Source organism: Shewanella mytili (assembly GCF_046765975.1).
In the GTDB taxonomy this organism is placed as follows: Bacteria; Pseudomonadota; Gammaproteobacteria; order Enterobacterales; family Shewanellaceae; genus Shewanella; species Shewanella mytili.
Window position 1 is genome coordinate 116,851 of record NZ_JBKOUD010000004.1, and the last position, 23,543, is coordinate 140,393.

19 protein-coding genes are annotated in these 23,543 nt (G+C 53.9%); 2 read left to right on the top strand and 17 right to left on the bottom strand.

What is annotated here, in order from left to right:
- Positions 1–155: 155 nt before the first annotated feature.
- The 17 genes from tilS to rpsB all read right to left on the bottom strand — a co-directional run bounded on the left by tilS (position 156) and on the right by rpsB (position 19,780).
- Positions 156–1,580 (bottom strand): tRNA lysidine(34) synthetase TilS, encoded by a 1,425-nt coding sequence (gene tilS, locus ACIDEJ_RS06100; protein WP_411987195.1) that lies wholly within the window; start codon positions 1,578–1,580, stop codon positions 156–158.
- Positions 1,577–5,053 (bottom strand): DNA polymerase III subunit alpha, encoded by a 3,477-nt coding sequence (dnaE, locus tag ACIDEJ_RS06105; protein ID WP_411987196.1) that lies wholly within the window; start codon positions 5,051–5,053, stop codon positions 1,577–1,579. Before dnaE ends, tilS begins: the two co-directional genes overlap by 4 nt.
- 85 nt (positions 5,054–5,138) lie before the next feature.
- Positions 5,139–5,756 carry a ribonuclease HII gene (gene rnhB / locus ACIDEJ_RS06110; protein ID WP_411987197.1) on the bottom strand — a complete coding sequence of 206 codons (618 nt, stop codon included), beginning with the start codon at positions 5,754–5,756 and terminating at the stop codon, positions 5,139–5,141.
- The gene (gene lpxB, locus ACIDEJ_RS06115; protein WP_411987198.1) at positions 5,753–6,907 is read right to left on the bottom strand and encodes a lipid-A-disaccharide synthase; all 1,155 of its coding nucleotides are present in this window, start codon (positions 6,905–6,907) and stop codon (positions 5,753–5,755) included. The genes rnhB and lpxB overlap by 4 nt, the downstream gene beginning before the upstream one ends.
- Positions 6,908–6,920: 13 nt before the next feature.
- The gene (gene lpxA / locus ACIDEJ_RS06120) at positions 6,921–7,691 is read right to left on the bottom strand and encodes an acyl-ACP--UDP-N-acetylglucosamine O-acyltransferase (RefSeq protein ID WP_411987199.1); all 771 of its coding nucleotides are present in this window, start codon (positions 7,689–7,691) and stop codon (positions 6,921–6,923) included.
- Positions 7,688–8,149: a 3-hydroxyacyl-ACP dehydratase FabZ gene (fabZ, locus tag ACIDEJ_RS06125; protein ID WP_411987200.1), complete on the bottom strand. Its 462-nt coding sequence runs from the start codon at positions 8,147–8,149 to the stop codon at positions 7,688–7,690. Before fabZ ends, lpxA begins: the two co-directional genes overlap by 4 nt.
- A 31-nt stretch (positions 8,150–8,180) precedes the next feature.
- The gene (lpxD, locus tag ACIDEJ_RS06130) at positions 8,181–9,206 is read right to left on the bottom strand and encodes a UDP-3-O-(3-hydroxymyristoyl)glucosamine N-acyltransferase (RefSeq protein ID WP_411987201.1); all 1,026 of its coding nucleotides are present in this window, start codon (positions 9,204–9,206) and stop codon (positions 8,181–8,183) included.
- Between the two features lie 3 nt (positions 9,207–9,209).
- Positions 9,210–9,677 (bottom strand): OmpH/Skp family outer membrane protein, encoded by a 468-nt coding sequence (locus ACIDEJ_RS06135; protein ID WP_411987302.1) that lies wholly within the window; start codon positions 9,675–9,677, stop codon positions 9,210–9,212.
- Between the two features lie 85 nt (positions 9,678–9,762).
- Entirely contained in the window at positions 9,763–12,246 is a 2,484-nt protein-coding gene (gene bamA, locus ACIDEJ_RS06140; RefSeq protein ID WP_411987202.1) for an outer membrane protein assembly factor BamA, read from the bottom strand.
- Positions 12,247–12,277: 31 nt separating this feature from the next.
- The gene (gene rseP / locus ACIDEJ_RS06145) at positions 12,278–13,660 is read right to left on the bottom strand and encodes a sigma E protease regulator RseP (RefSeq protein ID WP_411987203.1); all 1,383 of its coding nucleotides are present in this window, start codon (positions 13,658–13,660) and stop codon (positions 12,278–12,280) included.
- A gap of 16 nt (positions 13,661–13,676) precedes the next feature.
- Complete coding sequence (gene ispC / locus ACIDEJ_RS06150; RefSeq protein ID WP_411987204.1) at positions 13,677–14,864, bottom strand: 1-deoxy-D-xylulose-5-phosphate reductoisomerase; 1,188 nt, start codon at positions 14,862–14,864, stop codon at positions 13,677–13,679.
- Positions 14,865–14,869: 5 nt separating this feature from the next.
- On the bottom strand, positions 14,870–15,727 hold the full coding sequence (locus ACIDEJ_RS06155) for a phosphatidate cytidylyltransferase (protein ID WP_411987205.1): 858 nt from the start codon (positions 15,725–15,727) through the stop codon (positions 14,870–14,872).
- 23 nt (positions 15,728–15,750) lie between these two features.
- Positions 15,751–16,566: a polyprenyl diphosphate synthase gene (gene uppS / locus ACIDEJ_RS06160; protein WP_411987303.1), complete on the bottom strand. Its 816-nt coding sequence runs from the start codon at positions 16,564–16,566 to the stop codon at positions 15,751–15,753.
- A 95-nt stretch (positions 16,567–16,661) separates the two neighbouring features.
- Positions 16,662–17,183 (bottom strand): ribosome recycling factor, encoded by a 522-nt coding sequence (gene frr, locus ACIDEJ_RS06165; RefSeq protein WP_411987304.1) that lies wholly within the window; start codon positions 17,181–17,183, stop codon positions 16,662–16,664.
- A gap of 65 nt (positions 17,184–17,248) precedes the next feature.
- Positions 17,249–17,977 (bottom strand): UMP kinase, encoded by a 729-nt coding sequence (gene pyrH / locus ACIDEJ_RS06170; protein ID WP_411987206.1) that lies wholly within the window; start codon positions 17,975–17,977, stop codon positions 17,249–17,251.
- 70 nt (positions 17,978–18,047) lie between these two features.
- Positions 18,048–18,923 carry a translation elongation factor Ts gene (gene tsf, locus ACIDEJ_RS06175; RefSeq protein ID WP_411987305.1) on the bottom strand — a complete coding sequence of 292 codons (876 nt, stop codon included), beginning with the start codon at positions 18,921–18,923 and terminating at the stop codon, positions 18,048–18,050.
- 128 nt (positions 18,924–19,051) lie between these two features.
- A complete protein-coding gene (gene rpsB, locus ACIDEJ_RS06180) occupies positions 19,052–19,780 on the bottom strand; it encodes a 30S ribosomal protein S2 (protein ID WP_411987207.1) in 729 nt (242 codons plus the stop codon).
- Between the two features lie 367 nt (positions 19,781–20,147).
- Between rpsB and map the strand changes: the two genes are divergently transcribed.
- Positions 20,148–20,948, top strand: a complete 801-nt coding sequence (map, locus tag ACIDEJ_RS06185) for a type I methionyl aminopeptidase (RefSeq protein WP_411987208.1) — start codon at positions 20,148–20,150, stop codon at positions 20,946–20,948.
- A 21-nt stretch (positions 20,949–20,969) separates the two neighbouring features.
- Entirely contained in the window at positions 20,970–23,540 is a 2,571-nt protein-coding gene (glnD, locus tag ACIDEJ_RS06190; protein ID WP_411987209.1) for a bifunctional uridylyltransferase/uridylyl-removing protein GlnD, read from the top strand.
- Positions 23,541–23,543 lie beyond the last annotated feature (3 nt).

The window sequence follows — 23,543 nt, forward strand, 5'->3', positions numbered from 1 at the left end:
TCACCCAAACGGCATTACCCGGTTACACACCGGTAATGCCGTTTTTTTATGCCATTTAAAAAAAGGGGATCACATAATGGCGACTGGATGACTGGTGCCCAAGTGCCTATAACAGAAGGCCAAGAGGACGCATGCCGACAGTCCGACAATAATCCCTAAGATATTGCCCGGCATTCGCCCAGCAGTAATTGCACGCCCGGCTGCCCAGGCGCAGCCAATGCATGTTGCTCTATAAACAATCCAGCCACCGCCAGCAACTGGCCATCGGCGGTACATAGCGCCGGAATGCGAGGGCGCAACCAGTAAGGCACCCGGGCTTCCTGCCAGACTTTTTTCAGCTCGCGGCCTTTATTGCGGTAATGGGGATGGCAGCGCAAACTGCCGGGCAATCCGTAACAAAGGCTCAAGGGCTGCTGCAAAGCGCTTAATGCCAAACGGGGGCCATCTTGCTGCAACACGCTGCGCAGTGCAGGCAATGGGGCTGCCAGCGGTAATGCCAGCTGCCCCTGTTGCAGCGCCAGGCATTGCTCAGTGCTCAAAGGCGCTGATGCCAAAGGTGCTGATGTCAAAGATGTGAAGGCGCCAGAGGACATGGCATAAATATGACCATAAGCGCGCCGCAAGCTCAGCCCGGCAAACTGCAGTTGCACTTTGGCATCATCTTCGCTTTGCAAAAGCTGCCATAGCGCCTCATCCAGCTGTACCCGAGAAGGCAACGGCAGTGACTGCCGCTCAATGAAGTGCCTTAACAGTTGTCGCTGCCATCGTAACGGCAGCCCCTTCAGCCCCGCCAACGCCAATATGGGCTGGCCGCTAAAAGCGCAGTCATGCAACAAAGGCTGGAGCTTTTCCTGGGAGATCTCATCCAGCAGTTGCTGCTGCTCGGCGCACAATGCGGCGCTGCGGCTGACGGTAGTGGCCAGCTCCGGCCAGCGCATTTTCAATTTTGGGATAATGTCCCGCCGTAAAAAATTGCGGTCATAACGCACATTATCGTTACTTTCATCATGCACGTAATGCAACTTGAGCGCCGTAACCCGGGCCAAGATCTGCGCCCGGTTAACATCCAGCAACGGCCGTAACTGCCAGCAATCTTCGGCAAAGGGCTGGCAACTGCCCATGGCGGCCAGGCCTTTGGGCCCCTGCCCCCGTTTGAGTGCCAGCAAGACGGTTTCCAGTTGATCATCCTGATGATGGGCCGTCAGCAACACGTCACCAGCATTCATCTGCCGGGCCAGTGCCTGATAACGGACCCGGCGGGCTTCGGCTTCCACACTGGTGCGGGAGGCCAGTTGCAGGTTGACCCGCAAGACACGGCAATCCAGCCCGAAGGTTTGGGCTGACTCGCAGCAATGCAGGGCCCAGCTGTCGGCATGGGCACTCAAACCGTGGTGAATGTGCAACAGGTGGATTCGGTTACGCCATGTGGGATATTGCTGTGCAAACTGCCCTAACACATATGCCAGATACTGGGAGTCTGCACCGCCGCTGTAGCCAAGCCACAGCGCGCCAGGCAACTGGGGCAAATCCGCCAGCTGTTGCTGCAATCTTGCCATTACTGCAGACTCACTGAGTTTCATTTGAACAAAATCCTTACATTGTCAGTGCCGAACTGGGTTTCCAGTGCCAGCATCAGTTCATCGCTGGGATTGACCCGCCAGTCATCCGCCAGCCGTAACCGCCCTTTGGCATCCCCGCGGGTATAGTTGATGACAAAAGGCACTGAGCCATTGCGCCAGGGGGACAGCGTCTCGTACAGGCGGCCGAGTTTTTCCTCCGACAAGCCCTGCCGGGTGAGGTTAAGGGCCACCGCCGAAGCAAAATGGCTGCGGGCTTCGCTGATATCAATCATCTGCCGGGCCGTCATGCGGTTACCGCCGGAGAAGTCATCAAAGCTCACTTCGCCTTCACAGATAAGTATGCGGTCTTTTTCCAATAACTGATGATACTTTTCATAGGCTTCGGTAAACAGCATCACCTCCAGCCGGCCGCTTTTGTCATCCAGCGTTACCAGCCCCATTTTTGAGCCGCGTTTGGTGGTCATGACCCGGCAGGCCACCACCAGCCCGGCAACCTTCACCGTTTTGCCCCGCTCGGTGGGGTGAATGTCGTTCAGGCGACCGGAAGTATAATGTTTCAGCTCCGGCAGGTACTGATTGATGGGGTGGCCGGTAAGATACAAGCCCAGGGTTTCCCGCTCGCCCTCCAGCCAGATTTTATCCGGCCACGGGGCGCACTCCACAAACTGCTGACGACAATCCTGTGGATCGTCATTGAGCAAACCGAACATGTCATCCTGACCGATGGCCGCATCCTTGGCATGTTGCTCGGCGGCTTTCATGGCTTCGGGCAAGGTGGCCATCATGGCGGCGCGATGGGGCCCCAAGGTATCCAGTGCGCCGGCGCTTATCAGCCGCTCCAGCACCCGGCGGTTGAGTTTTTTCAAATCCACCCGGGCGCAAAAATCAAACATGTCCTTGAACGGGCCGCGCTTGCGGGCTTCAATAATGGCATCCACCGGGCCTTCGCCCACTCCCTTGATGGCGCCGATGCCGTAAACGATGTTTTGCTGTTCATCCACGGTGAACTTGAACAGCCCCTTGTTCACATCCGGCGGCAGGATTTTGCAGTTGATGCGCTCGCACTCATCCACCAGGGTGACAATCTTGTCGGTGTTATCCATATCCGCCGACATCACCGCCGCCATGAATTCTGCCGGGAAATGCACCTTCAGCCACAAGGTGTGGTAAGACACGATGGCATAGGCCGCCGAGTGGGATTTGTTAAAACCGTAACCGGCAAACTTTTCCACCAGGTCGAAAATCTTCATGGCCAGATCAGGTTCAACCCCCTGGCTGATGGCGCCTTTGCGGAAAATATCCCGCTGTTTGGCCATCTCCTCGGGTTTTTTCTTACCCATGGCGCGCCGCAGCATGTCTGCACCGCCCAGGGTGTAGCCGGCCAGCGCCTGGGCAATCTGCATCACCTGCTCCTGGTAAACAATCACCCCGTAGGTGGGCTCCAGGATCTCTTTCAGGCATTCATGTTCAAAATCCGGATGGGGATAGGCCACTTTGGCCTGACCGTGCTTACGGGCGATGAAGTCGTCCACCATGCCGGATTCCAGCGGCCCGGGACGGAACAGCGCCACCAGTGCAATCATGTCTTCAATGTTGTCCGGCTGTAGGCGCTTGATCAGGTCTTTCATGCCCCGGGATTCCAGCTGGAACACCGCGGTGGTTTCGTAACGTTTCAAGGTGCGGAAAGATTCTGCATCATCCAGCGGAATGCTGGCGGTATTGATGGGGTCTTTCCCTTCCCGCTGACGGCGCGGGTTAATCATCTCCAGCGCCCACTCAATGATGGTGAGTGTTCGCAAACCCAGGAAGTCAAATTTCACCAGTCCGGCGTATTCCACATCGCCCTTGTCAAACTGGGTCACCGGGTTCTTGCCTTCAGAATCGCACAATAACGGCGAGAAATCGGTAATGGTGGTGGGTGAAATCACCACTCCCCCGGCATGTTTACCCGAGTTACGGGTCACCCCTTCGAGCTTGCGACACATGTCAATCAGCTCTTTGACCTCTTCGTCGCCATCGTAGGCTTCTTGCAGCGCCGGTTCCGCCGCAAAGGCCTTTTCCAGGGTCATGCCCGGCTCTGTGGGCACCATTTTGGAAATCCTGTCCACAAAACCATAAGGGTGACCCAGTACCCGCCCCACGTCACGGATCACCGCTTTGGCGGCCATGGTACCGAAGGTGATGATTTGCGACACCGCATCCCGGCCATACATCTGGGCCACGTGATCAATCACTTCATCGCGCCGGTCCATGCAAAAGTCCACGTCAAAGTCGGGCATGGACACACGTTCCGGGTTAAGGAAACGTTCAAACAGCAGGTCAAATTCCAGTGGGTCCAAATCGGTGATTTTAATGGAATAGGCCACCAGCGAGCCGGCACCGGAGCCGCGCCCCGGGCCTACCGGAATGCCGTGATCTTTGGCCCACTGGATAAACTCCATCACAATCAGGAAGTAACCGGGAAAGCCCATCTGGTTAATCACCTTGAGTTCCACTTCAAGGCGTTCATCATAGGGCGGACGCTTGGCTTCCCGCTCCTGAGGATCCGGATACAGGAAGGCCAAACGCTCTTCCAGCCCGGTTTGCGCCTTGTGCACCAGATAGTCGGCGGTGGACATGTCGCCGGTAGGGAAATTGGGCAAAAAGTATTCGTGCAGCCTCACGGTAACATTGCAGCGTTTGGCAATTTCCACCGTGTTTTCCAGCGCTTCGGGAATGTCCTTGAACAGCTCGCACATCTCGGTTTCGGATTTGAAGTACTGCTGCTCGCTGTATTTCTTGGGGCGACGGGGATCGGCCAGGGTGAACCCGTCGTGAATGGCCACGCGGATTTCATGGGCCTCGAAATCCGCTTTATTCATGAACACCACCTGGTTGGTGGCCACCACCGGCAAGCTGCACGACTGGGCATGAGCCACCGCCATGTGCAGGTAACGTTCCTCATCCTGACGACCGGTGCGAAGCAGCTCCAGATAATAACGGTCAGCAAAGTGCTGCTGATAGAATTGGGTCAGCTCCTCTACCTGTTGCTGGTTTCCCTTGAGCAGAGCCTTGCCCACATCCCCTTCCCGGCCGCCGGAAAGCAGTAAAATGCCCGCATTGTGTTCCAATAACCATGACTGATCGATAGCCGGCCTGTCGCGAATGTAGCCCCGCAGGTAGGACTTGCTCAGCAACTGGGTAACATTCTGATACCCCTCGTTATTCATTGCCAAAATGGTGAGGCGGCAGAATTCGTCATCAAACCCCGGCACACACACCCACACATCGGCGCCGATAATGGGCTTGATGCCACTGTCATTGGCACCGCTGTAAAACTTCACCAAACCGCACATGTTGCCCTGGTCGGTGATGGCCACAGCGGCCATGTTCTCACTCACGGTTTTGGCAATGATGGGCTTGACCTTGGCCAGGCCATCGCTCATGGAATAATCGGTGTGAACACGCAGGTGTACAAAACGGGGATCGGCCATAGGTTGGTTATCTGCTTAGTGTCTTGGAAGAAATGAAAACCTTGCCGCTATGCTAAAACCTTGCGGCAAGGACAACAAGCGCGTTTTACTCGAGCCCCAGTGCCAGGCGCACCGGTTTGAAGCTGCGCCGATGCTGCGCCAGCACGCCATACTGGGCAATGGCGGCAAAGTGGGCTTTGGTCGGATAGCCCTTGTGGGCAGCAAAGCCGTATTGGGGAAACTGTTTGTCCAGCGCTGCCATTTCCCGGTCACGGGTCACTTTGGCAATGATGGAAGCGGCACTGATGGCGGCAATCAGGCCATCGCCTTTAATCACCGCATCCGCCGGCAAGCCAAAATCCGGAGTGCGATTGCCATCCACCAGCACCCGCTCCGGGCGTACCGATAACCCTTGCACCGCCCGTTGCATGGCCAGCATGGTGGCCTGCAAAATGTTGAGTTCATCAATTTCTGCAGGGGTCGCGGCGCCCAGTGCCACGCACAAGGCGTTGTCCATGATGAGCTCAAACAGCGCATCGCGTTTTTTTTCACTGAGCTTTTTCGAGTCGTTCAACCCGGCAATGGGCCGCTCAGGATTGAGGATCACCGCAGCGGTCACCACATTGCCAATCAGCGGCCCGCGGCCCACTTCATCAACGCCGGCAACCAGCCCTTGCCCCAATGCCAGTGCCGCCTCGGCGGTCAAATCCCGGTAAATGGTCATTGCGGCCCATCCTTAAGTAGCAGCGTTACCGCATCGGCGGCCCGCTCGCTGGCATTTTGCCGCAGCAGCTCATGCAATCTGGCAAACTCGGCCATCAACGGCCTTGGATCCTGATTCAGTTGCCCGCTCACGGCATCAGCCAGTTTCTCAGCGGTGCAGTCATCCTGGATGAGTTCCGGCACCAATGTTTTGCCCGCCAACAGGTTGGGCAAGGAGAAACTGCGGATTTTTACCAGCCATTTTGCCAGCTGGTAAGTCACAGGGCTGACCCGGTAGCCCACCACCATGGGCCTTTTGACCAGCATGGCCTCAAGAGTGGCCGTGCCGGAGGCCAGCAAAATGCAGTCGGCGGCGGTCATCACTTCCCGTGATTGCCCCTCTACCAGATGGATTTCCAGATCCGGGGCGTACTGTTTCAGCGCGGCCATGAATTGCTCTTTGCGGTGAGCATTCACTAACGGTGCCACAAAGCGGATATCCGGAAAGCGTTGCTTGATAAGGGTGGCCGCCTCAACAAACGGTTGGGCCAGCATCTTCAATTCACCGCTGCGGGAGCCTGGCAAAATCGCCAGGTATTCCGCTTCCGCATCCAGTCCCAGCTGTGCTCTGGCAGCGCTTTTATCGCTGTGCATGGCAATGGTGTCGGCCAGGGTATGCCCCACAAAAGTGCAGGGCACCTGATAACGATCGTAAAAGGCTTTTTCAAACGGCAGTAGTGCCAGCACCATATGGGTGGCTTTGGCAATCTTGAAAATGCGCTTGGGGCGCCAGGCCCAAACCGACGGGCTGACATAATGCACGGTGGTAATGCCCTGCTGCTTGAGTTGCAGCTCCACGCCAAGATTAAAATCCGGGGCGTCAATGCCGATAAAGCAATCGGGGTTCAGGGCACTTAACTGTTGCAGCAGGGATTTTCGCAGTTTCAGCAGCCGAGGCAAATGGGATAACACCTCCACCAGCCCCATCACCGCCAATTCTTCCATGGCAAACAGTGATTCAAAGCCCAAGGCTTCCATGCGCGGGCCGCCAATGCCCACAAAGCGGGCATCGGGATAACGCTGCTGGAGCGATGCTATTAAACCGGCACCTAAAATATCGCCGGAGACTTCTCCGGCGACCATGGCAAAAATCCGTTGTGAGTGTTGTGTCATAAGCTCAATCGTCTCAGCGGATAATTCCCCGCTCTGAAGCTGTCACAAAATCAAGGAACTGTTTCACTTTGGGATGGTTGGCGGCATCATCGGCCAGTGCCGCTACCGCTTCGGCCACCGTCATGCTGTTGCGATACAGCATTTTGTAAGCCCGGCGCAGTGCCAACAACTCATCTTTGGCAAAACCTCGGCGCTTCAGCCCTTCCACATTCAGGCCCCGGGGCACGGCGGCCTGACCGGATGCCATCACAAACGGCGGCACATCCTGCAACACCAGCGAGTAACCGGCGGTAAACGCGTGCGCGCCAATATGCACGAACTGGTGCACACCGGTCATGCCGCCAAGAATGGCCCAGTCATCCACATGGCAGTGGCCGGCAATAGAGGCATTGTTGGCCATGATGATGTTGTCGCCCAGCACACAATCATGAGCCACGTGAACATAGGCCATCAGCAAGTTGTTGGAGCCGATGCTTGTAAGCCCCTGATCCTGCACCGTGCCGCGGTGAATGGTGACCGATTCGCGGATGACGTTGTTATCACCAATCACCAGCCGCGTAGGTTCCCCCGCATATTTCTTGTCTTGGCAATCTTCACCCACTGAGGCGAACTGGTAAATCTTGTTGCCTTTGCCAATGACGGTTGGCCCCTTGATGACCACATGAGAGCTTATCCAGCAATCATCGCCGATTTCCACATCGGCGCCGATATAGCTCCAAGGGCCAATGGTGACATTGTTGCCAATTTTGGCATTGGGGTGAACAAACGCTAATTTATCGATCACGAACGAATCTCTCTACGGGCACACATGATTTCTGCAGAGCAGGCCAATTCGCCATCCACAGTGGCTTCTCCGTAAAACACGCCAATCCCGCGGCGTTCCTTAATCATTTTCACGTCAAAACGCAACTGATCACCAGGCACAACCACGCGCTTAAAGCGGGCATTATCAATGCCGGCAAAATAATACAGCACGTTGGTCGAAGGCTTTTCACTCATGGTTTTGAACGCCAGCAAGCCGGTGGCCTGAGCCATGGCTTCCATAATCAACACCCCCGGCATCACCGGTTGCACCGGGAAATGCCCGGTAAAAAAAGGTTCGTTAATGGTGACGTTCTTGATGGCGGTCAGGGTTTCTCCCGGCGTAAAGTCCAGGACTCTGTCAACCAATAAAAATGGATATCTGTGTGGCAAAAAGGCCATGATTTCCTGGATATCCATAGTGTTCAATTCATTAGACACGGGCTCTTTTCCTCGCGCCGTCAAGCGGCGGTTATTCTTCTGAAGCCAGCCGTTTTTCCAACTTTCTGACACGTTGGAACAGTTCATCTAACTGCCGGAAACGGACTGTATTTTTACGCCATAAACGATTGTCCATGGCCACAGTGGCGGAAGAGTATAACCCAGCTTGCTTCACATCGTTAGTGATGTTGGTGCCACCGGAGAGATGAACCCCATCAACAATACTCAAATGCCCGGAAATCGCACAGCTGCCACCAATGATGCAGTACTTGCCAACGGTCACGCTGCCTGCCAGCACGGTACACCCGGCAATGGCGGTATGGGCACCGATGATGTCGTTATGGGCAATCTGCACCTGGTTATCGATGATGACACCGTCATGGATTTCGGTATGTTCCAGCGCGCCCCGATCAACAGTGGTACCGGCACCGATTTCCACGTTATTCCCGATGCGCACGCCACCGGTTTGGGGAATTTTAATCCAGTTGCCACGCTCATTGGCATAGCCAAAGCCGTCAGAGCCAAGCACGGCACCAGAGTGGATGATACATCCCATGCCCATATGCACGTTGTGATAAACCGTCACATTGGCCCACAGGCGGCAACCGGAGCCGATGATTACATCCGGCCCAATCACAGTACCGGCACCAATCTGCACGTTTTCACCAATCACCGCGTTGGCACCGATAACCGCGTTGGCGGCCACTGCCACGCCATCGCCCAAACGGGCAGAGGGATGAATTTGCGCGGATGGATGGATGCCATCGGCCGCGTTGGGTGTGGTATCCAGTAACTGGGCGGTTCTGGCAAAACCCACGTAAGGATCTTTCAGGATCAGGGCGTTGCCCGCATAGCCTTCAGCGGCATCGGCCGGTAAAATCACCGCACTGGCCTGAGTCTGATCCAGCTGATGGCGTAACTTGGGGTTGGACAGAAACGACACCTGCCCGTCAGTGGCTTTATCCAGCGGCGCCACCGAAGAAACCACCTGTTCGGCATTTCCCCGGAGTTCGGCGCCCAAATGTTCAGCGAGTTGTTTTAGCGACACACCATTCATTGATTACTGGCCTTTGCTCAGTGCGTCAACAACCTTGCTGCTGATGTCCTGCTCCGGTTTTACATAGATAACAGCACCCCGTTGCAGCACAACGTCGTAGTTTTCCTGTTTGGCAATGCTGTTGATGGCTTTTTGTACCTTGATCAGCAGTTTGTTCTGCTCTTCACCCTGGCGGCGACGCAGATCTTCATCCAGCGCTTTGCCTTTGAGCTGATAGTCGGCTTTCAGGGATTCCATTTTACGCACCAGATCCGTTTTCTGGGCGTCAGTCATCAACTGGGCATCCCGTTGCTGTTTTTCCAGCAGCCCCTTGAGCTCATCCTGCAGTTTTTGCACTTGTGCCATGCGATCGCCAAACTCGCTTTTCAGTTGTTTGGTAACCTGCTCACGCTGTGGGATCTGCTCGAACACGGCGCCCATATCAACGACAGCCAGCTTTTCTGCGTAAGCTGTAGAGGTGCCTAACAACATCAGCGACACCAGTGCACCGTTTAGTAGCTTTTTCAAAGTAAAACTCCTTGTTGTGGTTCAGCAATGCTTGCCGAGTTTATGTGTTTTAAAATGTTTTGCCAATATTGAACGAGAAGATCTCAGTGTCGTCATCGTCAAACTTCTTGATTGGCCAGGCAAGGCTGAACACCATGGGTCCCATGGGTGACAACCACTGCAAGTTCATCCCCCAGGATGAACGGATACGTCCCGCATCACTGTAATCCGCCAGTCTGGCAAACTCTTCTGCCGGCAGTGTTTGGTACGACTCGTAATTGAATTCCGTATCCCATACGTTACCCGCATCCACGAAGAAACTGGTACGCACGGAGTTGGCGTAGGCTTCATCCAGGAACGGCGTCGGCACAATCAGCTCAATACTGGCAGTGGCCAACGCGTTACCCCCGATGGAGCGGCTGCTGCTGACATAAACCGAGTTCACATCGCCCGGCAATGAGCAGCCATCCCCTGACGGGTCAGGTGCGCAGTTGGCACTGTCGCGATACATGTAAAACGCGCGCGGACCCACGGAATTGGACTTGAAGCCCCGCAGATAAGAGCTGCCGCCGGTGTAATAGTTTTCCCAGAAAGGCAGGATCTGGTCGTTGTCATTGAAGGTGCCGTAACCGTTGCCGTAAGCCAGACGGGCGCGGGTCAGGAAGACAAAGCTATGCGACCTGGTCAACGGGAAATAAAAACTGGTTTCAAAGTCGGTTTTAAAGAAACGCAGATCGGATCCGGGTACCGTCATGCGGCCATTAAGGCGCTGGGATGAACCGTCTGTTGGGAAGGTCCCCCTGTCGAGGGTACTGCGGGTCCAGCCAAGGCTGACCTCGAAGTTGTCAAAGCTGAGATCGGAATCCTTGCCGTTGCCGTTACGGTAGATGTCGTAAAAACGCACGGCCTGTTCGTAATCCGAGGCATCAGAAATGGTGTTATGGCGATACCCGACCCCGGCGTTGATGCGGTTGGTTTCGTTAATGGGGAAGCCCAGATTGGCCATCACGCCGTAGGAGTTGTTCTTGTACCGCTCCAGATAGGCCGAGTTGGCATCAAACGCGCTCCAGAACACGCTGCCACCCAGACTCACACCGTCTTTGGTGAAGTAAGGGTCGGTATAGGACAGGTTGATGCTCTTGGAGTACTTGTTGGTGTTGAGGCTGATCCCCGCCTGCTTGCCACTGCCCAGGAAGTTGGACTGGGAAATGCCAAACTGCAGGCTCAAGCCCGAAGCCGTACCGTAACCGATACCGGCATTGAATGAACCGGAGGGTTGCTCTTTCACCTTGAACAACACATCCACCAAATCATCCGTACCGGCCACTTTTTCGGTTTCCGTATCCACGGTTTCGAAATAGCCAAGACGGTTAAGGCGGGTTTTGGACTGCTCTACCAAGGCGGAGTTGAGCCAAGCCCCTTCCATTTGCCGCAGCTCGCGGCGCATCACTTCATCCGCCGTAATATTGTTGCCGGTAAAGTTGATGCTGCGTACATAAACCCGCTTGCCCGGATTCACGTTGATGTTCAGCGTCACTTCCTTGTTTTCATCATCAATTTCCGGGATGGTTTTCACCTCCGGATAGGCGTAACCGAAGCGGCCGAGGAACTTGCTGTACATCTCTTCGGTGAAGGTCACATCCGCGCCATTGTATTGCCCGCCGGCTTTCAGGGGCAAAATGGTTTTCAGTACGTCTTCACGGCCGGCCAAATCGCCGGTGAGATTAACCGCCTTGACCTTGTATTGCTCGCCTTCATCCACGTTGATGGTGATATACAGGCCTTTGCGATCCGGTGTCATGGACACCTGGGTGGACGTCACGTCAAACCGAATGTAACCATGGTTATGGTAAAAGGTTTTCAATGTTTCCAAATCGGCTTGCAGTTTCTGTTTCTGGTAGCGACGCTCCCCAAACAGGTTCCACCAGGCGACAAAGTCCTTCAGCTCCAGCAAATCCGCCAATTGCTCATCACTGAAATGCTGGTTGCCCACAAAGTTAATCTGGCGGATTTCAGCCGCCAACCCTTCGGTGAACTTGAATTTGAGTTCAACCCGGTTACGGGGCAGGTTGATGACCTGCGCCTCCACTTTGGCGCCATATTTTCCCACGCCGTAGTAGAAATCCTGCAGCGCTTTTTCGATATCCGACAGCATGGTACGGTCCAAAGACTCGCCCACTTTCACGCCACTGTCGTTGAGGCTCTGGGTTAACTGCTCTTCCTTGATGTCCTTGTTGCCATCAAAGGTAATGGCGCTGATGGTGGGGCGTTCCCGCACCTGGATGAGCAGTACATCACCCTCCCGGGAGACCTGGATGTTTTCGAAGTTGCCGGATGCATACAGGCTTTTAATGGCCTGCTGCAGTTTCAATTCATCAAGGGTATCCCCGACTTTGACCGGCAAATTTAGCAGTGCCGCCCCGAGGGCAACCCGCTGCAAACCTTCGACTTGAATGTCTGTGACCTTGAAAGGTTGAAATGTTTCGGCCCAACTATTCCCTGAAAAAGCGGCGCCGACCAGTAACATAGAGGCAAAAAGTTTATTTATTCGCATAGAGCACTTCTAATTATTTGTCAGTCCTTGCTCAGAGTCGGGCAAAATCATTGAAAAGGGCAATGCTCATCAGTAGCAATAGCAACGCCGCCCCAAATCTGAATCCAATTTCCTGTATTCTTTCGGATACAGGCCTACGTGTAACAGCTTCAATCACGTAATACATCAAGTGTCCGCCATCGAGCACCGGCAGCGGCACCAAATTGATAATGCCGAGGTTAACGCTGATAAGCGCCAAAAACCCCAGAAAATATACCAATCCGAATGCGGCCGTATTTCCCGCCCCTTGGGCGATGGAAATCGGGCCGCTGAGATTCTTGATGGCCACATCCCCGGTGAACAGTTTGCCCAGCATTTTGGTGCTGACCAGCGTTAACTGCCAGGTTTTATCCATGGCCATCGGAATGGCGGCCAGCGGGCCATATTGCAAATCAAGCTTCATGTTGGCAGGCCACTCGGGCAGCTTGGGAGAGATGCCAAGGTAGCCTTCGCGGTCACCCGCTGCATTTTCATGGGCAGAGGGGGTTACCGGCAATGTCAAACGCTGGCCGTCACGCAATACGGTAATGTGCAGCGTTTTTGTGGCAGAGGCTTTAATCTGCGCCACAAAAGCTTGCCAGTTCTGCAATGGCACATCATTCACCGCCAAAATGGTGTCATTCACCTGCAGGCCACCAAGGGCGGCAGCGCCCCCTGCCACCACGTTCGCCAGAATGGGCTCCACTGTTGGCCGGTATATCTCCAGCCCCAGCGTGGCAATGGGTGACTCTTTTTCCGGGTCAAAATGCCAGTTGCGAATATCCAGCTGATAGGTTTTCCCTTGGCGCAGCCCCGCATCTTCCGGGCTGCTGAGTTCGCTTACCGGCGCCAGGGTCAGTGACACCTGCTCCTCGCCGATATGGCTCACCAAGGCCAGGTTAACCTCTTCCCAGTTACGCACGCGCTGGCCGGAAACCGCCAGAATTTGTTGTGGCTGCTGCAGTTCAATCACCGCCGCCGGGCTGTTGGCATGAGTGGTGGCAACAACGGGTTTTACCGCAGGCACCCCAAGCAGGTACATGATGTACAGGGCGATGATGGCAAACACGAAATTGGCCATGGGGCCGGCGGCAACAATGGCAATTCTGGCCCAGACGCTTTTACGGTTAAAGGACTGATGCTGCAGTTCTGGCGGAACCTCTTCCACCCGCTCATCCAGCATTTTCACGTAACCGCCAAGGGGAATAAGCGCCACCACGTATTCAGTGCCATCCTTGCCCACACGGCGCCAGATGGCCTTGCCAAAGCCGATGGAAAAACGCAGCACCTTAACGCCACAGCGACGGGCCACATAGTAGTGGCCAAACTCATGGGCGGTGATCAAAATGCCCAGCGCCACAATAAACGCGCCAAGACTCCATAAAAAATCTAGCATTAGCCGTCAATCATCCTCAATGACAAAGCGTCAGCGCCTTTCGGGCACAAACGCGGGCTTCGGTGTCCAGCGCCAGAATATCAGCAATCGAATCCAGTGGCGATTGCACGACCTGCTCCAGACAATATTCATTCACTTTGGCAATATCCGTGAAACGGATGTCGCCTTGCAGGAAATGCGCTACGGCGATTTCATTGGCAGCGTTCAGTACCGTGGTGGCCTCCTGTCCTTCCCGGCAAGCGGTCATGGCCAACTTCAAACAAGGGAAACGGGCAAAATCCGGTTCACAAAAGCTCAATTGTCCGACTTTGAAAAAGTCCAAAGGTTCCACGCCGGAGACAATTCTCGCCGGATAGGCCATACAGTGAGCAATGGGCGTGCGCATGTCCGGGTTGCCCAATTGCGCCAATACGCTGCCATCCTGATACTGCACCATGGAATGGATGACGCTTTGGGGATGGATAACCACCTGCAACTGGTCGATGCCTGCATTGAATAACCAGCGCGCTTCCACATACTCCAGCCCTTTATTCATCATGGTGGCAGAGTCCACCGAGATTTTGGGCCCCATGGACCAGTTGGGATGCTTGATGGCCTGGGCAGGCGTCACCGATGGCAAACTGGCAAGGTCGGCATGCAGGAACGGGCCGCCGGAACCGGTTAGCAGGATTTTGGAAATGCCGGCACCTGGCAAATCACAGCGACCCAGCTGCTGTTGTGCCGTTTTGGTTAGACACTGGAAAATGGCGTTATGTTCGCTGTCCACCGGCAGCAAGGTGGCGCCAGAGGTCGCTACCGCTTCAATGAACAGGCGACCGGACATGACCAGCGCCTCCTTGTTGGCCAGCAACACCCGTTTACCGGCTTGCACGGCCGCCAGAGTGGGTGCCATGCCGGCGGCGCCCACAATGGCGGCCATCACCGTATCCACTTCCGCGCGGGTGACCAAATCCGCCAGGGCCGACTCGCCGCTGGTCACTTCCACAGGTAAATCCGCAATCTGCGCCTTGAGTTGCAAGGCCGCGTCAGCATCCACCATGTGTGCCACCTGCGGTTGGTGCAAACGGCACAGCGCCGCCATCTTGCTGACGCTGGTATTGGCTACCAAGGCGAAAACGTTAAAAGCCTCGGGATTTTCCGCTATCACACTCAGCGTGCTGGTCCCGATAGAGCCGGTCGCGCCTAAAATAACCATGTTCTGCATTTTCATTACATCCAAAAAGCGATATACAGGAGGGTAAATACCGGCAAGGCCGCAGTCAGGCTGTCAATCCTGTCCAGCACGCCGCCATGCCCCGGTAAAAGGGTGCCAGAGTCTTTCACCTGGGCCACCCGCTTGAACATACTCTCCGACAAGTCTCCCAGTGCCGAGGCCAATGCGGTCAATAACACTACGCCGATAATCAACCCCAGCTCTTGCTCCGGCGAGAAGTACATAATGCCCCCCACCACAACCAGTGTGGTCAGCAACCCGCCAAGGAAGCCTTCCAGGGTTTTCCCCGGGCTGACACGCGGTGCCAGTTTTACCCGGCCAACGGCCTTGCCCACAAAATAGGCACCTGAATCTGCCGCCCACACCACCAGCATCACCAACAGCACCAAAATGCCACCCCAATAAGGCTGTGCTGGGGTGCTGAGGGATTTTAACGCGATAAACGAGGCAAATGCCGGCATTAACGTAAGTTGGCCGAACATGGACTTCAACATGGGGCTGGTTTGCCACCAGTTGGCACTGCGAGGGAAAAAGATGACCAGTAGCAGTGCCATCGCCCACCACATGGCGCCAATTAACACCACTGACAACATGATGGGATGCAGTTGCCCCCGCAGCCAGATGTCATTGGCTGGCACCATCAGGTTGAGTGCCACCAGCACAATGCCCAAGGTGATGGTAAAACTCCATTGGGTGACACTGCAGTTTTTATCGATGATGTGCCCCCACTCCTTAGCGGCAATTAGGAATACCGGCACCAATGCCCAGGCAAAATAACTGGTGGGTAATAGAAACAGTGCGCCAAGAACCAGTGGGATCAGACAAATTGCAGTTATAATTCGTTGTTTTAGCAAAAAACTTTCCTCTTCCCGAGTCGTTAAATATTGCGTATTTTTTCGATCTGGTTCCCCGTCAGTCCGAAACGGCGCTGACGATTGCTGAACATTTCAATGGCCTGGCAAAACGTGGCTTCATCAAAATCCGGCCACAGGGTGTCCATAAAGACCAGTTCGGCATATGCCGCCTGCCACAGAATGAAATTGCTGATACGGTAGTCCCCGCCTGTGCGGATCATTAAATCAACTTCACCCTGGTTTTGCATGCACAAATGCGCTGCCAGCGCGGATTCGGTCAACTGACTGCTGCTCATTTCACCAGCTGCGACTTTTTCCGCCAGCGTTCTGGCGGCCTGCACGATATCCCAACGGCCGCCGTAATTTGCCGCCACGTTGAGGATTAACTGCGTATTGTCTGCGGTATAGGCTTCTGCCGCACGGATCTGTTTTTGTAATCGTTCAGAAAAGCGGCTGATATCACCAATAATGTTAAGCCGAACCCCATTGGCATGGAGCTTTTTTATTTCGCGCCTGAGCACGGTGAAAAACAGTTCCATCAGCAAACTGACTTCTTGGTCCGGCCGCCGCCAGTTTTCACTGGAAAACGCAAATAACGTTAATGACTTGATACCCAGTTTCCGCGCAGTGCCCACGGCGCTTCTAACCGCTTTCACCCCCGCACGGTGGCCGACTATCCGGGGTTTGCCTTTTGCTTGTGCCCAGCGCCCGTTGCCATCCATGATAATGGCGACATGATTGGGGATAGCTTGTTTCACTAAGTCTGGCAATTGCGCAGGTAAGCGCTCCGATGTCTGGCATTTTGTGGTGAAGTCATTAGATGATGATGTGGCGTCCATGTTGGATGGCATCTAATTTACAACCCTTATAAATAGATAAACGCCGTGTAGTATAACGCTACACGGCGTTTCAACTCTAGTTTAACAAACCAATATCAGACTTCCATCAATTCAGCTTCTTTGGCTGTCAGCAGCTCATCGATCTTTTTGATGTGCACATCGGTCATTTTCTGAATGTCATCTTCGCTGCGGCGTACATCATCTTCGGTACAGGCTTTTTCTTTTTCCAGCTTTTTCACTTCAGAATTGGCATCACGGCGTACGTTACGTACCGCTACGCGGCCATTTTCAGCTTCGGCGCGCACCACTTTCACCAAGTCACGACGACGCTCTTCTGTCAGCGCTGGCAACGGAATGCGGATAACGGTTCCGGCAGACATGGGGTTCAGGCCAAGATCGGATGCCATGATGGCTTTTTCCACGGCCTGAATCATGCTGCGGTCAAAAACGCTGACGGCCAGTGTACGGCTATCTTCAACGGTGATATTGCCCACCTGTTTCAATGGGGTCATGCTGCCGTAGTAAGAAACCTGAATGGAATCCAGCAACGCCGGATGAGCACGGCCAGTACGGACTTTGGTCATCTGGGCCTTGGTCGCTTCCACGCATTTTTCCATGCGGGTCTGCGCATCTTGTTGAATAGTATCAATCACGTTAGAGTTCCTTTTTATTCAAAGTCAGATCAAGCTTGTACCAGAGTACCTTCAGACTGATCACCCATCACCACCCGCCGTAAAGCACCTGGTTTGTTCATGTTGAACACCATGATGGGCATATTGTAATCACGGGCCATGGTAAATGCAGCTAAGTCCATAACTTTCAGTTCTTTATCAAGTACTTCATTATAGCTGAGTGTTTCATATTTGGTCGCGTCAGGGTTCTTCATCGGATCGTCAGAAAACACCCCGTCAACTTTAGTGCCTTTTAGCACAACTTCCGCTTCGATTTCAATGCCACGCAGACAGGCGGCGGTATCGGTAGTGAAAAACGGATTGCCGGTACCTGCGGATAAAATGACGACACGGCCAGATTTCAATAAACTGATGGCCTCTGCCCAGTTATAAGCGTCGCACACCCCGTTTAACGGAATGGCCGACATCAGACGGGCATTAACATAGGCACGATGCAACGCATCCCGCATTGCCAGACCATTCATCACGGTGGCCAACATACCCATGTGATCGCCCACCACCCGGTTCATGCCGGCTTTTGCCAATCCCTCACCGCGGAACAGGTTGCCACCACCGATAACCACGCCAACCTGGATACCGAGTTCCACCAGTTCTTTGATTTCCTGGGCCATGCGATCCAGTACTTTAGGGTCGATGCCGAAACCTTCATCGCCCATCAAGGCTTCACCACTGAGTTTCAGCAAAATACGTCGAAATGCAGGTTTAGGATTGGTGCTCATGTTATTTATATCCTGGTCATAACAAGACCGCAGCGATTGCTGCGGTCTTCAAGGTCACTGTGACAGTTGATTAAGCCTTTTTAGAAGCTGCAATCTGGGCAGCAACTTCAGCGGCGAAATCTTCTTCTTTCTTCTCAATACCTTCGCCCACTTCGATGCGGGTAAAGTTGATAACGTCAGCACCTTTCTGCTTCAGCAGATCGGCAACGTGAATGGATGGATCTTTCACGAAAGGCTGACCGGTCAGACTGACTTCACCGGTGAATTTCGCCATGCGGCCGGCAACCATTTTTTCAGCAATCTCTTTTGGTTTGCCGCTCTGCATTGCGATTTCGATCTGGATTTCTTTTTCTTTCTCAACCACTTCAGCAGGTACGTCAGAAGGTTTAACGTACTGAGGGTTGGACGCTGCAACATGCATAGCCAGATCTTTGGCCAGTTCGTTGTCGGAACCGGTCACTTCAGTCACAACACCAATGCGGCTGCTGTGGATGTAAACGCCAAGGTTTTCACCTTCGAAACGGAATACACGACGTACATTGATGTTTTCACCAATTTTTGCCACCAGGGCAGCACGGGTGTTTTCTACGGTATCGCCATCCAGTTCGGTGGCCATCAGCGCGTCAATGTCAGTGATGTTGTTGGCCAGTGCCAGCTCTGCAACTTTGTTACCGAATGCCAGGAAGCTGGCATCACGGGCAACGAAGTCAGTTTCGCAGTTCACTTCCAGCAGAACGGTTACATTACCGGCGTTTTTGCTCAGGATGACACCTTCAGCAGCGATACGGCCAGCTTTTTTAGCTGCCTTAACCGCGCCGTTTTTACGCATGTTTTCGATTGCCAGCTCGATGTCACCATCGGTTTCTGTCAGGGCTTTTTTACAATCCATCATGCCTGCGCCAGTACGGTCACGCAGTTCTTTAACTTGGGCAGCAGTAACAGCCATTGTTAAATCCTCAATTGATAATTCGACAAAAGTTACCAAGACACTCTTATGAAACAGGGGCATATAGCCCCTGTTAACCAGCATGTATCTCAGCTAATAAGGGAAATGTTGCCATTACGCCTTACTAATTACTCAGCTTCGATGAAACCTTCTTCTTCAGCTTGAACTGCCAAGTCCTGGCCGCGACCACTGTTGACTGCAGCAGCAACAGTTTCCGCGTACAGGCGGATGGCGCGCATAGCGTCATCGTTACCAGGGATAACATAACTAACGCCATCAGGAGTAGAGTTGGTATCTACCACTGCAACCACTGGGATACCCAGGTTGTTGGCTTCTTTAATCGCAATATGTTCATGGTCAGCGCCGATAACAAAAATGGCATCTGGCAGGCCGCCCATGTTCTTGATACCGCCCAGTGATTTTTCAAGCTTTTCCAGCTCACGGCTGCGCATCAGGGCTTCTTTCTTGGTCAGTTTGTCAAAAGTACCGTCTACAGACTGGGTTTCCAGATCTTTCAGACGCTTGATTGACTGACGAACGGTTTTCCAGTTGGTCAGCATGCCGCCCAACCAGCGTTTGTCGATGTAGTACTGATCACAAGAAATGGCAGCTTCCTTGATAGCTTCGCTGGCGGCACGTTTGGTACCAACGAACAGGATTTTGCCTTTTTTGGAAGCTACGTTGCTTACGAAAGCCAGAGCTTCATTGAACATTGGCACGGTATGCTCAAGGTTGATGATGTGTACACCATTGCGGGCACCAAAGATGAATGGCTTCATTTTTGGGTTCCAGTAACGGGTCTGGTGACCGAAGTGCACACCAGCCTGAAGCATATCGCGCATAGAAACTGTAGTCATTTTCTCTACCTTAAATTAGGGGTTATACCTCCACGAATCCCATACTTCCGACCCTGAGGGCACCCCGGAAAATGTGTCGATTCGTGTGTGATTTAGTATTTAACACATTGCCATGTATAATGGCCGCCTGTTTTTCATTCTGCACAACAAGTACCCTGACTGAGCGTTACGCCCGGGAAAGCACTTGTTCGAGACTCAAACATAACGGCGCGCTTTATACCATAAAAGCCTGAAAAACACAAATGAAAAGCACCACGGCAGTGGTCTTTTTTGGCGGGTCAAACGAGCGTATTATCGTTCAACTCCCTAAGTTATAACCTGATTCAAGCCGTTACCCCGTTGGCGGACACGGCACCGAGAAATCACCATGAGTATCACAATCAAAACTGCTGAAGAAATTGAAAAAATGCGCATCGCCGGCAAGCTGGCGGCCGACGTGTTGGAAATGATAGCGCCCCACGTAAAACCCGGGGTGACCACCAATGAGCTGGATGATCTGTGCGCCCGCTTTACCGAAGAGCACGGTGCCATTTCCGCGCCGCTGAACTATCACGGTTATCCCAAGTCCATCTGCACCTCCATCAACGAGGTCATCTGCCACGGGATCCCCAATGACGAGCCGTTAAAGGACGGTGACATCATCAACCTGGACATTACCGTCATTAAAGACGGCTACCATGGTGACACGTCCCAGATGTTTCTGGTTGGCGAAGTAAGCCCCAAAGACCGCCGCTTGTGCCGCATTGCCCAGGAATCCCTGTACGCGGCCATCCGCAAGGTGCGCCCTGGCATGCAACTGGGTGAAATTGGCACCATCATCGAGAAGCTGGTGAAATCCAGTAAAAGCGGTGTGGATAAATTTTCCATCGTACGGGATTATTGCGGCCACGGGATTGGTAAAGGCTTCCATGAAGAGCCTCAAGTGGTGCATTATCGCAACAATGACCGCACAGTGTTAAAACCCGGCATGTGTTTCACCATTGAGCCAATGATTAATGCCGGGCGCTATCAAACCGTATTAAATGAGGTTGATGGCTGGACTGTCACCACCGTGGATGGTAAAAAATCTGCCCAGTGGGAACACACCTTACTGGTAACCGACACCGGAGTGGAAGTGCTGACACTGCGTAGCAATGAAGACTTCCCGCGTATTATCAATCACGTGTAATCCAATGCACTAAGGACTATAATGGCCACTGCGCAAGCTGCCAAAGCCGCCCTCTGCGACAACCTGCAACAGTTGCAGTACGGGTTTTCCCAGCACCACAAGATTACCGAGCTGGTGGCAGAACGCAGTCGTTTTGTGGATCAGCTGCTGCTGGCACACTGGCAGCAGTTTGGTTTGCAGGATTCAGGCATTGCCCTGATTGCCGTAGGGGGGTATGGCCGCTCCGAGCTGTTGCCCCACTCGGATATTGATCTGCTGTTTTTAATGCCGGAACACGCCGGTGCCGAGGCAGAAGCCAGGCTGAGCCAATTCATTGCCTTTTTGTGGGACACTGGCCTGGAAATCGGCCACAGCGTACGCACGCTGGACCAGACCCTGAGCCAGGGCCGCGATGACATCACCATTGCCACCAACCTGCTGGAAGCCCGCCTGCTTTGCGGGCCAGAAGCCAGCTTTGACTTGTTGTACGATAAAATCCGCGAACAGGAATTTTGGCCTTCCAGCCATTTTTTCAGTGCCAAAAAAGCGGAACAAAACGCCCGCCACGCCAAAGCCAATGCCTTTGATTTGGAACCCAACATCAAAACCTGTCCCGGCGGCTTACGGGACATTCAAACCATTGCCTGGGTGGCCATACGCCACTTCAATGCCGCCAACCTTCGGGAACTGGTGGATCACGGGTTTCTTGAACCCTCTGAACTGACAGAGCTGCTGTCTTCACAGGATTTCTTGTGGCGTTTGCGCTTTTCCCTGCATTCGATTACCGGCCGGGATGAAAACCGCCTGTTGTTTGACGTACAACGCCAGGTGGCCGCCATGATGGGCTATCAGGATGCCACCCAGTTGGCGGTTGAGCAGATGATGAAACACTATTATCGCACCGTGCGTCAGGTGATGGAGCTCAACGAAATGCTGTTGCAGCTGTTCCAGCGCGCCACGCTGGGTGATAACAGCGCACTGGAAATACAGGAGATAGATGCCCATTACCAGCGCCGGGGTTCCTCCATTGAGGCACTGGATGCCGATCCGTTCCAGCATCCCGAAGCCTTGGTCAACCTGTTTCTGTACGTGGCGCGCAACTCCAATATTCACAGCATTTATGCCCCGACCTTAAGGGCGTTGCGTCATGCCAGGCACGCCCTGCAGCAACCCTTGATGGAACATCCCCAATGCCGGGAAGCCTTTATGGAAATCCTGCGTCATCCCAGGGGGATTAATGCCCTGTCGTTGATGCACAAACACGGCATCATTTCAGCCTATCTGCCCGCTTGGCGTAACATTGAAGGCCAGATGCAGTTTGACCTGTTCCATGCCTATACGGTGGATGAACATACCCATCGCCTGCTGCTGAACATTGAGCATTTTTCCCAACAGGAACAGCGGGATGAGTTTCCATTGGGTTCCATTCTAATCAATCAGCTACCCAAAAAAGGGTTGCTGGTACTGGCAGCGATTTTTCATGACATTGCCAAAGGCCGCGGCGGCGATCACAGCAAACTGGGCGCCGTGGACGCACTGGAGTTTTGCAAGCTGCATGACATGAACAGCCACGACGGCCGACTGGTCAGCTGGCTGGTGGAAAACCATCTGGTCATGTCCATTACCGCCCAGCGCCGGGACATTTCAGATCCGGAAGTGGTGGCACAATTTGCCGACAAGGTGCGTGATGCCTCCCATCTCAGTTACCTGTACTGCCTGACCGTGGCCGATATTTGCGCCACCAACGAACACACCTGGAACAGCTGGAAAGGCTCATTGCTGCGCGACCTGTACTTTTCTGCACAGCGGGTACTGGCCCGCGGCAAGGAAAAACCGGTGGATATTCGCGCCCGGGTGCGGGAGCACCAGGCCAAGGCCAAAAAAGAGCTGCTGCGCCGGGGCATTAAAGAAAAATCACTGGACACTTTGTGGCAACGCTTCAAGGCGGATTATTTCCTGCGTTACCAGCCCAACCAGATTGCCTGGCATGCCGAGGCCATTCTCAAGCACCGTCAGGACGAGCCGCTGATTTTGGTGTCAAAGCACATGACCCGCGGCGGCACCGAGTTGTTCATTTATTGCAAAGACCGCCCGCGCCTGTTTGCCACGGTAATGGCCGTACTCGATAACAAAAACATCAATGTGCATGACGCCAGCATCATGACCACCAAGGATAACTTTGCGGTGGACAGCTTTGTGATCCTGGAACAAAACGGCACACCAGTGCAGGCCCTGTCACGCATTCAGAGCCTGCGCAAGACCCTGGCCAAAGCCTTGTCTGGCGATAGCACCAAAATTCCCAAATTCCGCAAGATGGCACGCATCATGAAACCATTTAGCGTGCCGACCCAGGTGACCTTTCTGCCCAGTCAGAAACACAGTACCAGCATGATGGAGCTGATTGCGCTGGATACGCCGGGGCTACTGGCCAAAATCGGCGATACCCTGTATCGCTGCGGCATTACCCTACAGTCCGCCAAAATCACCACCATTGGCGAACGGGCAGAAGATTTCTTTATCCTGCAGACAACGGATGGTCAGGCGCTGGATGAAGCCCAGCAACATCAGCTCACACAAGCGCTGATAAGCATCCTTTCCAATCAACAGACCTAGTAA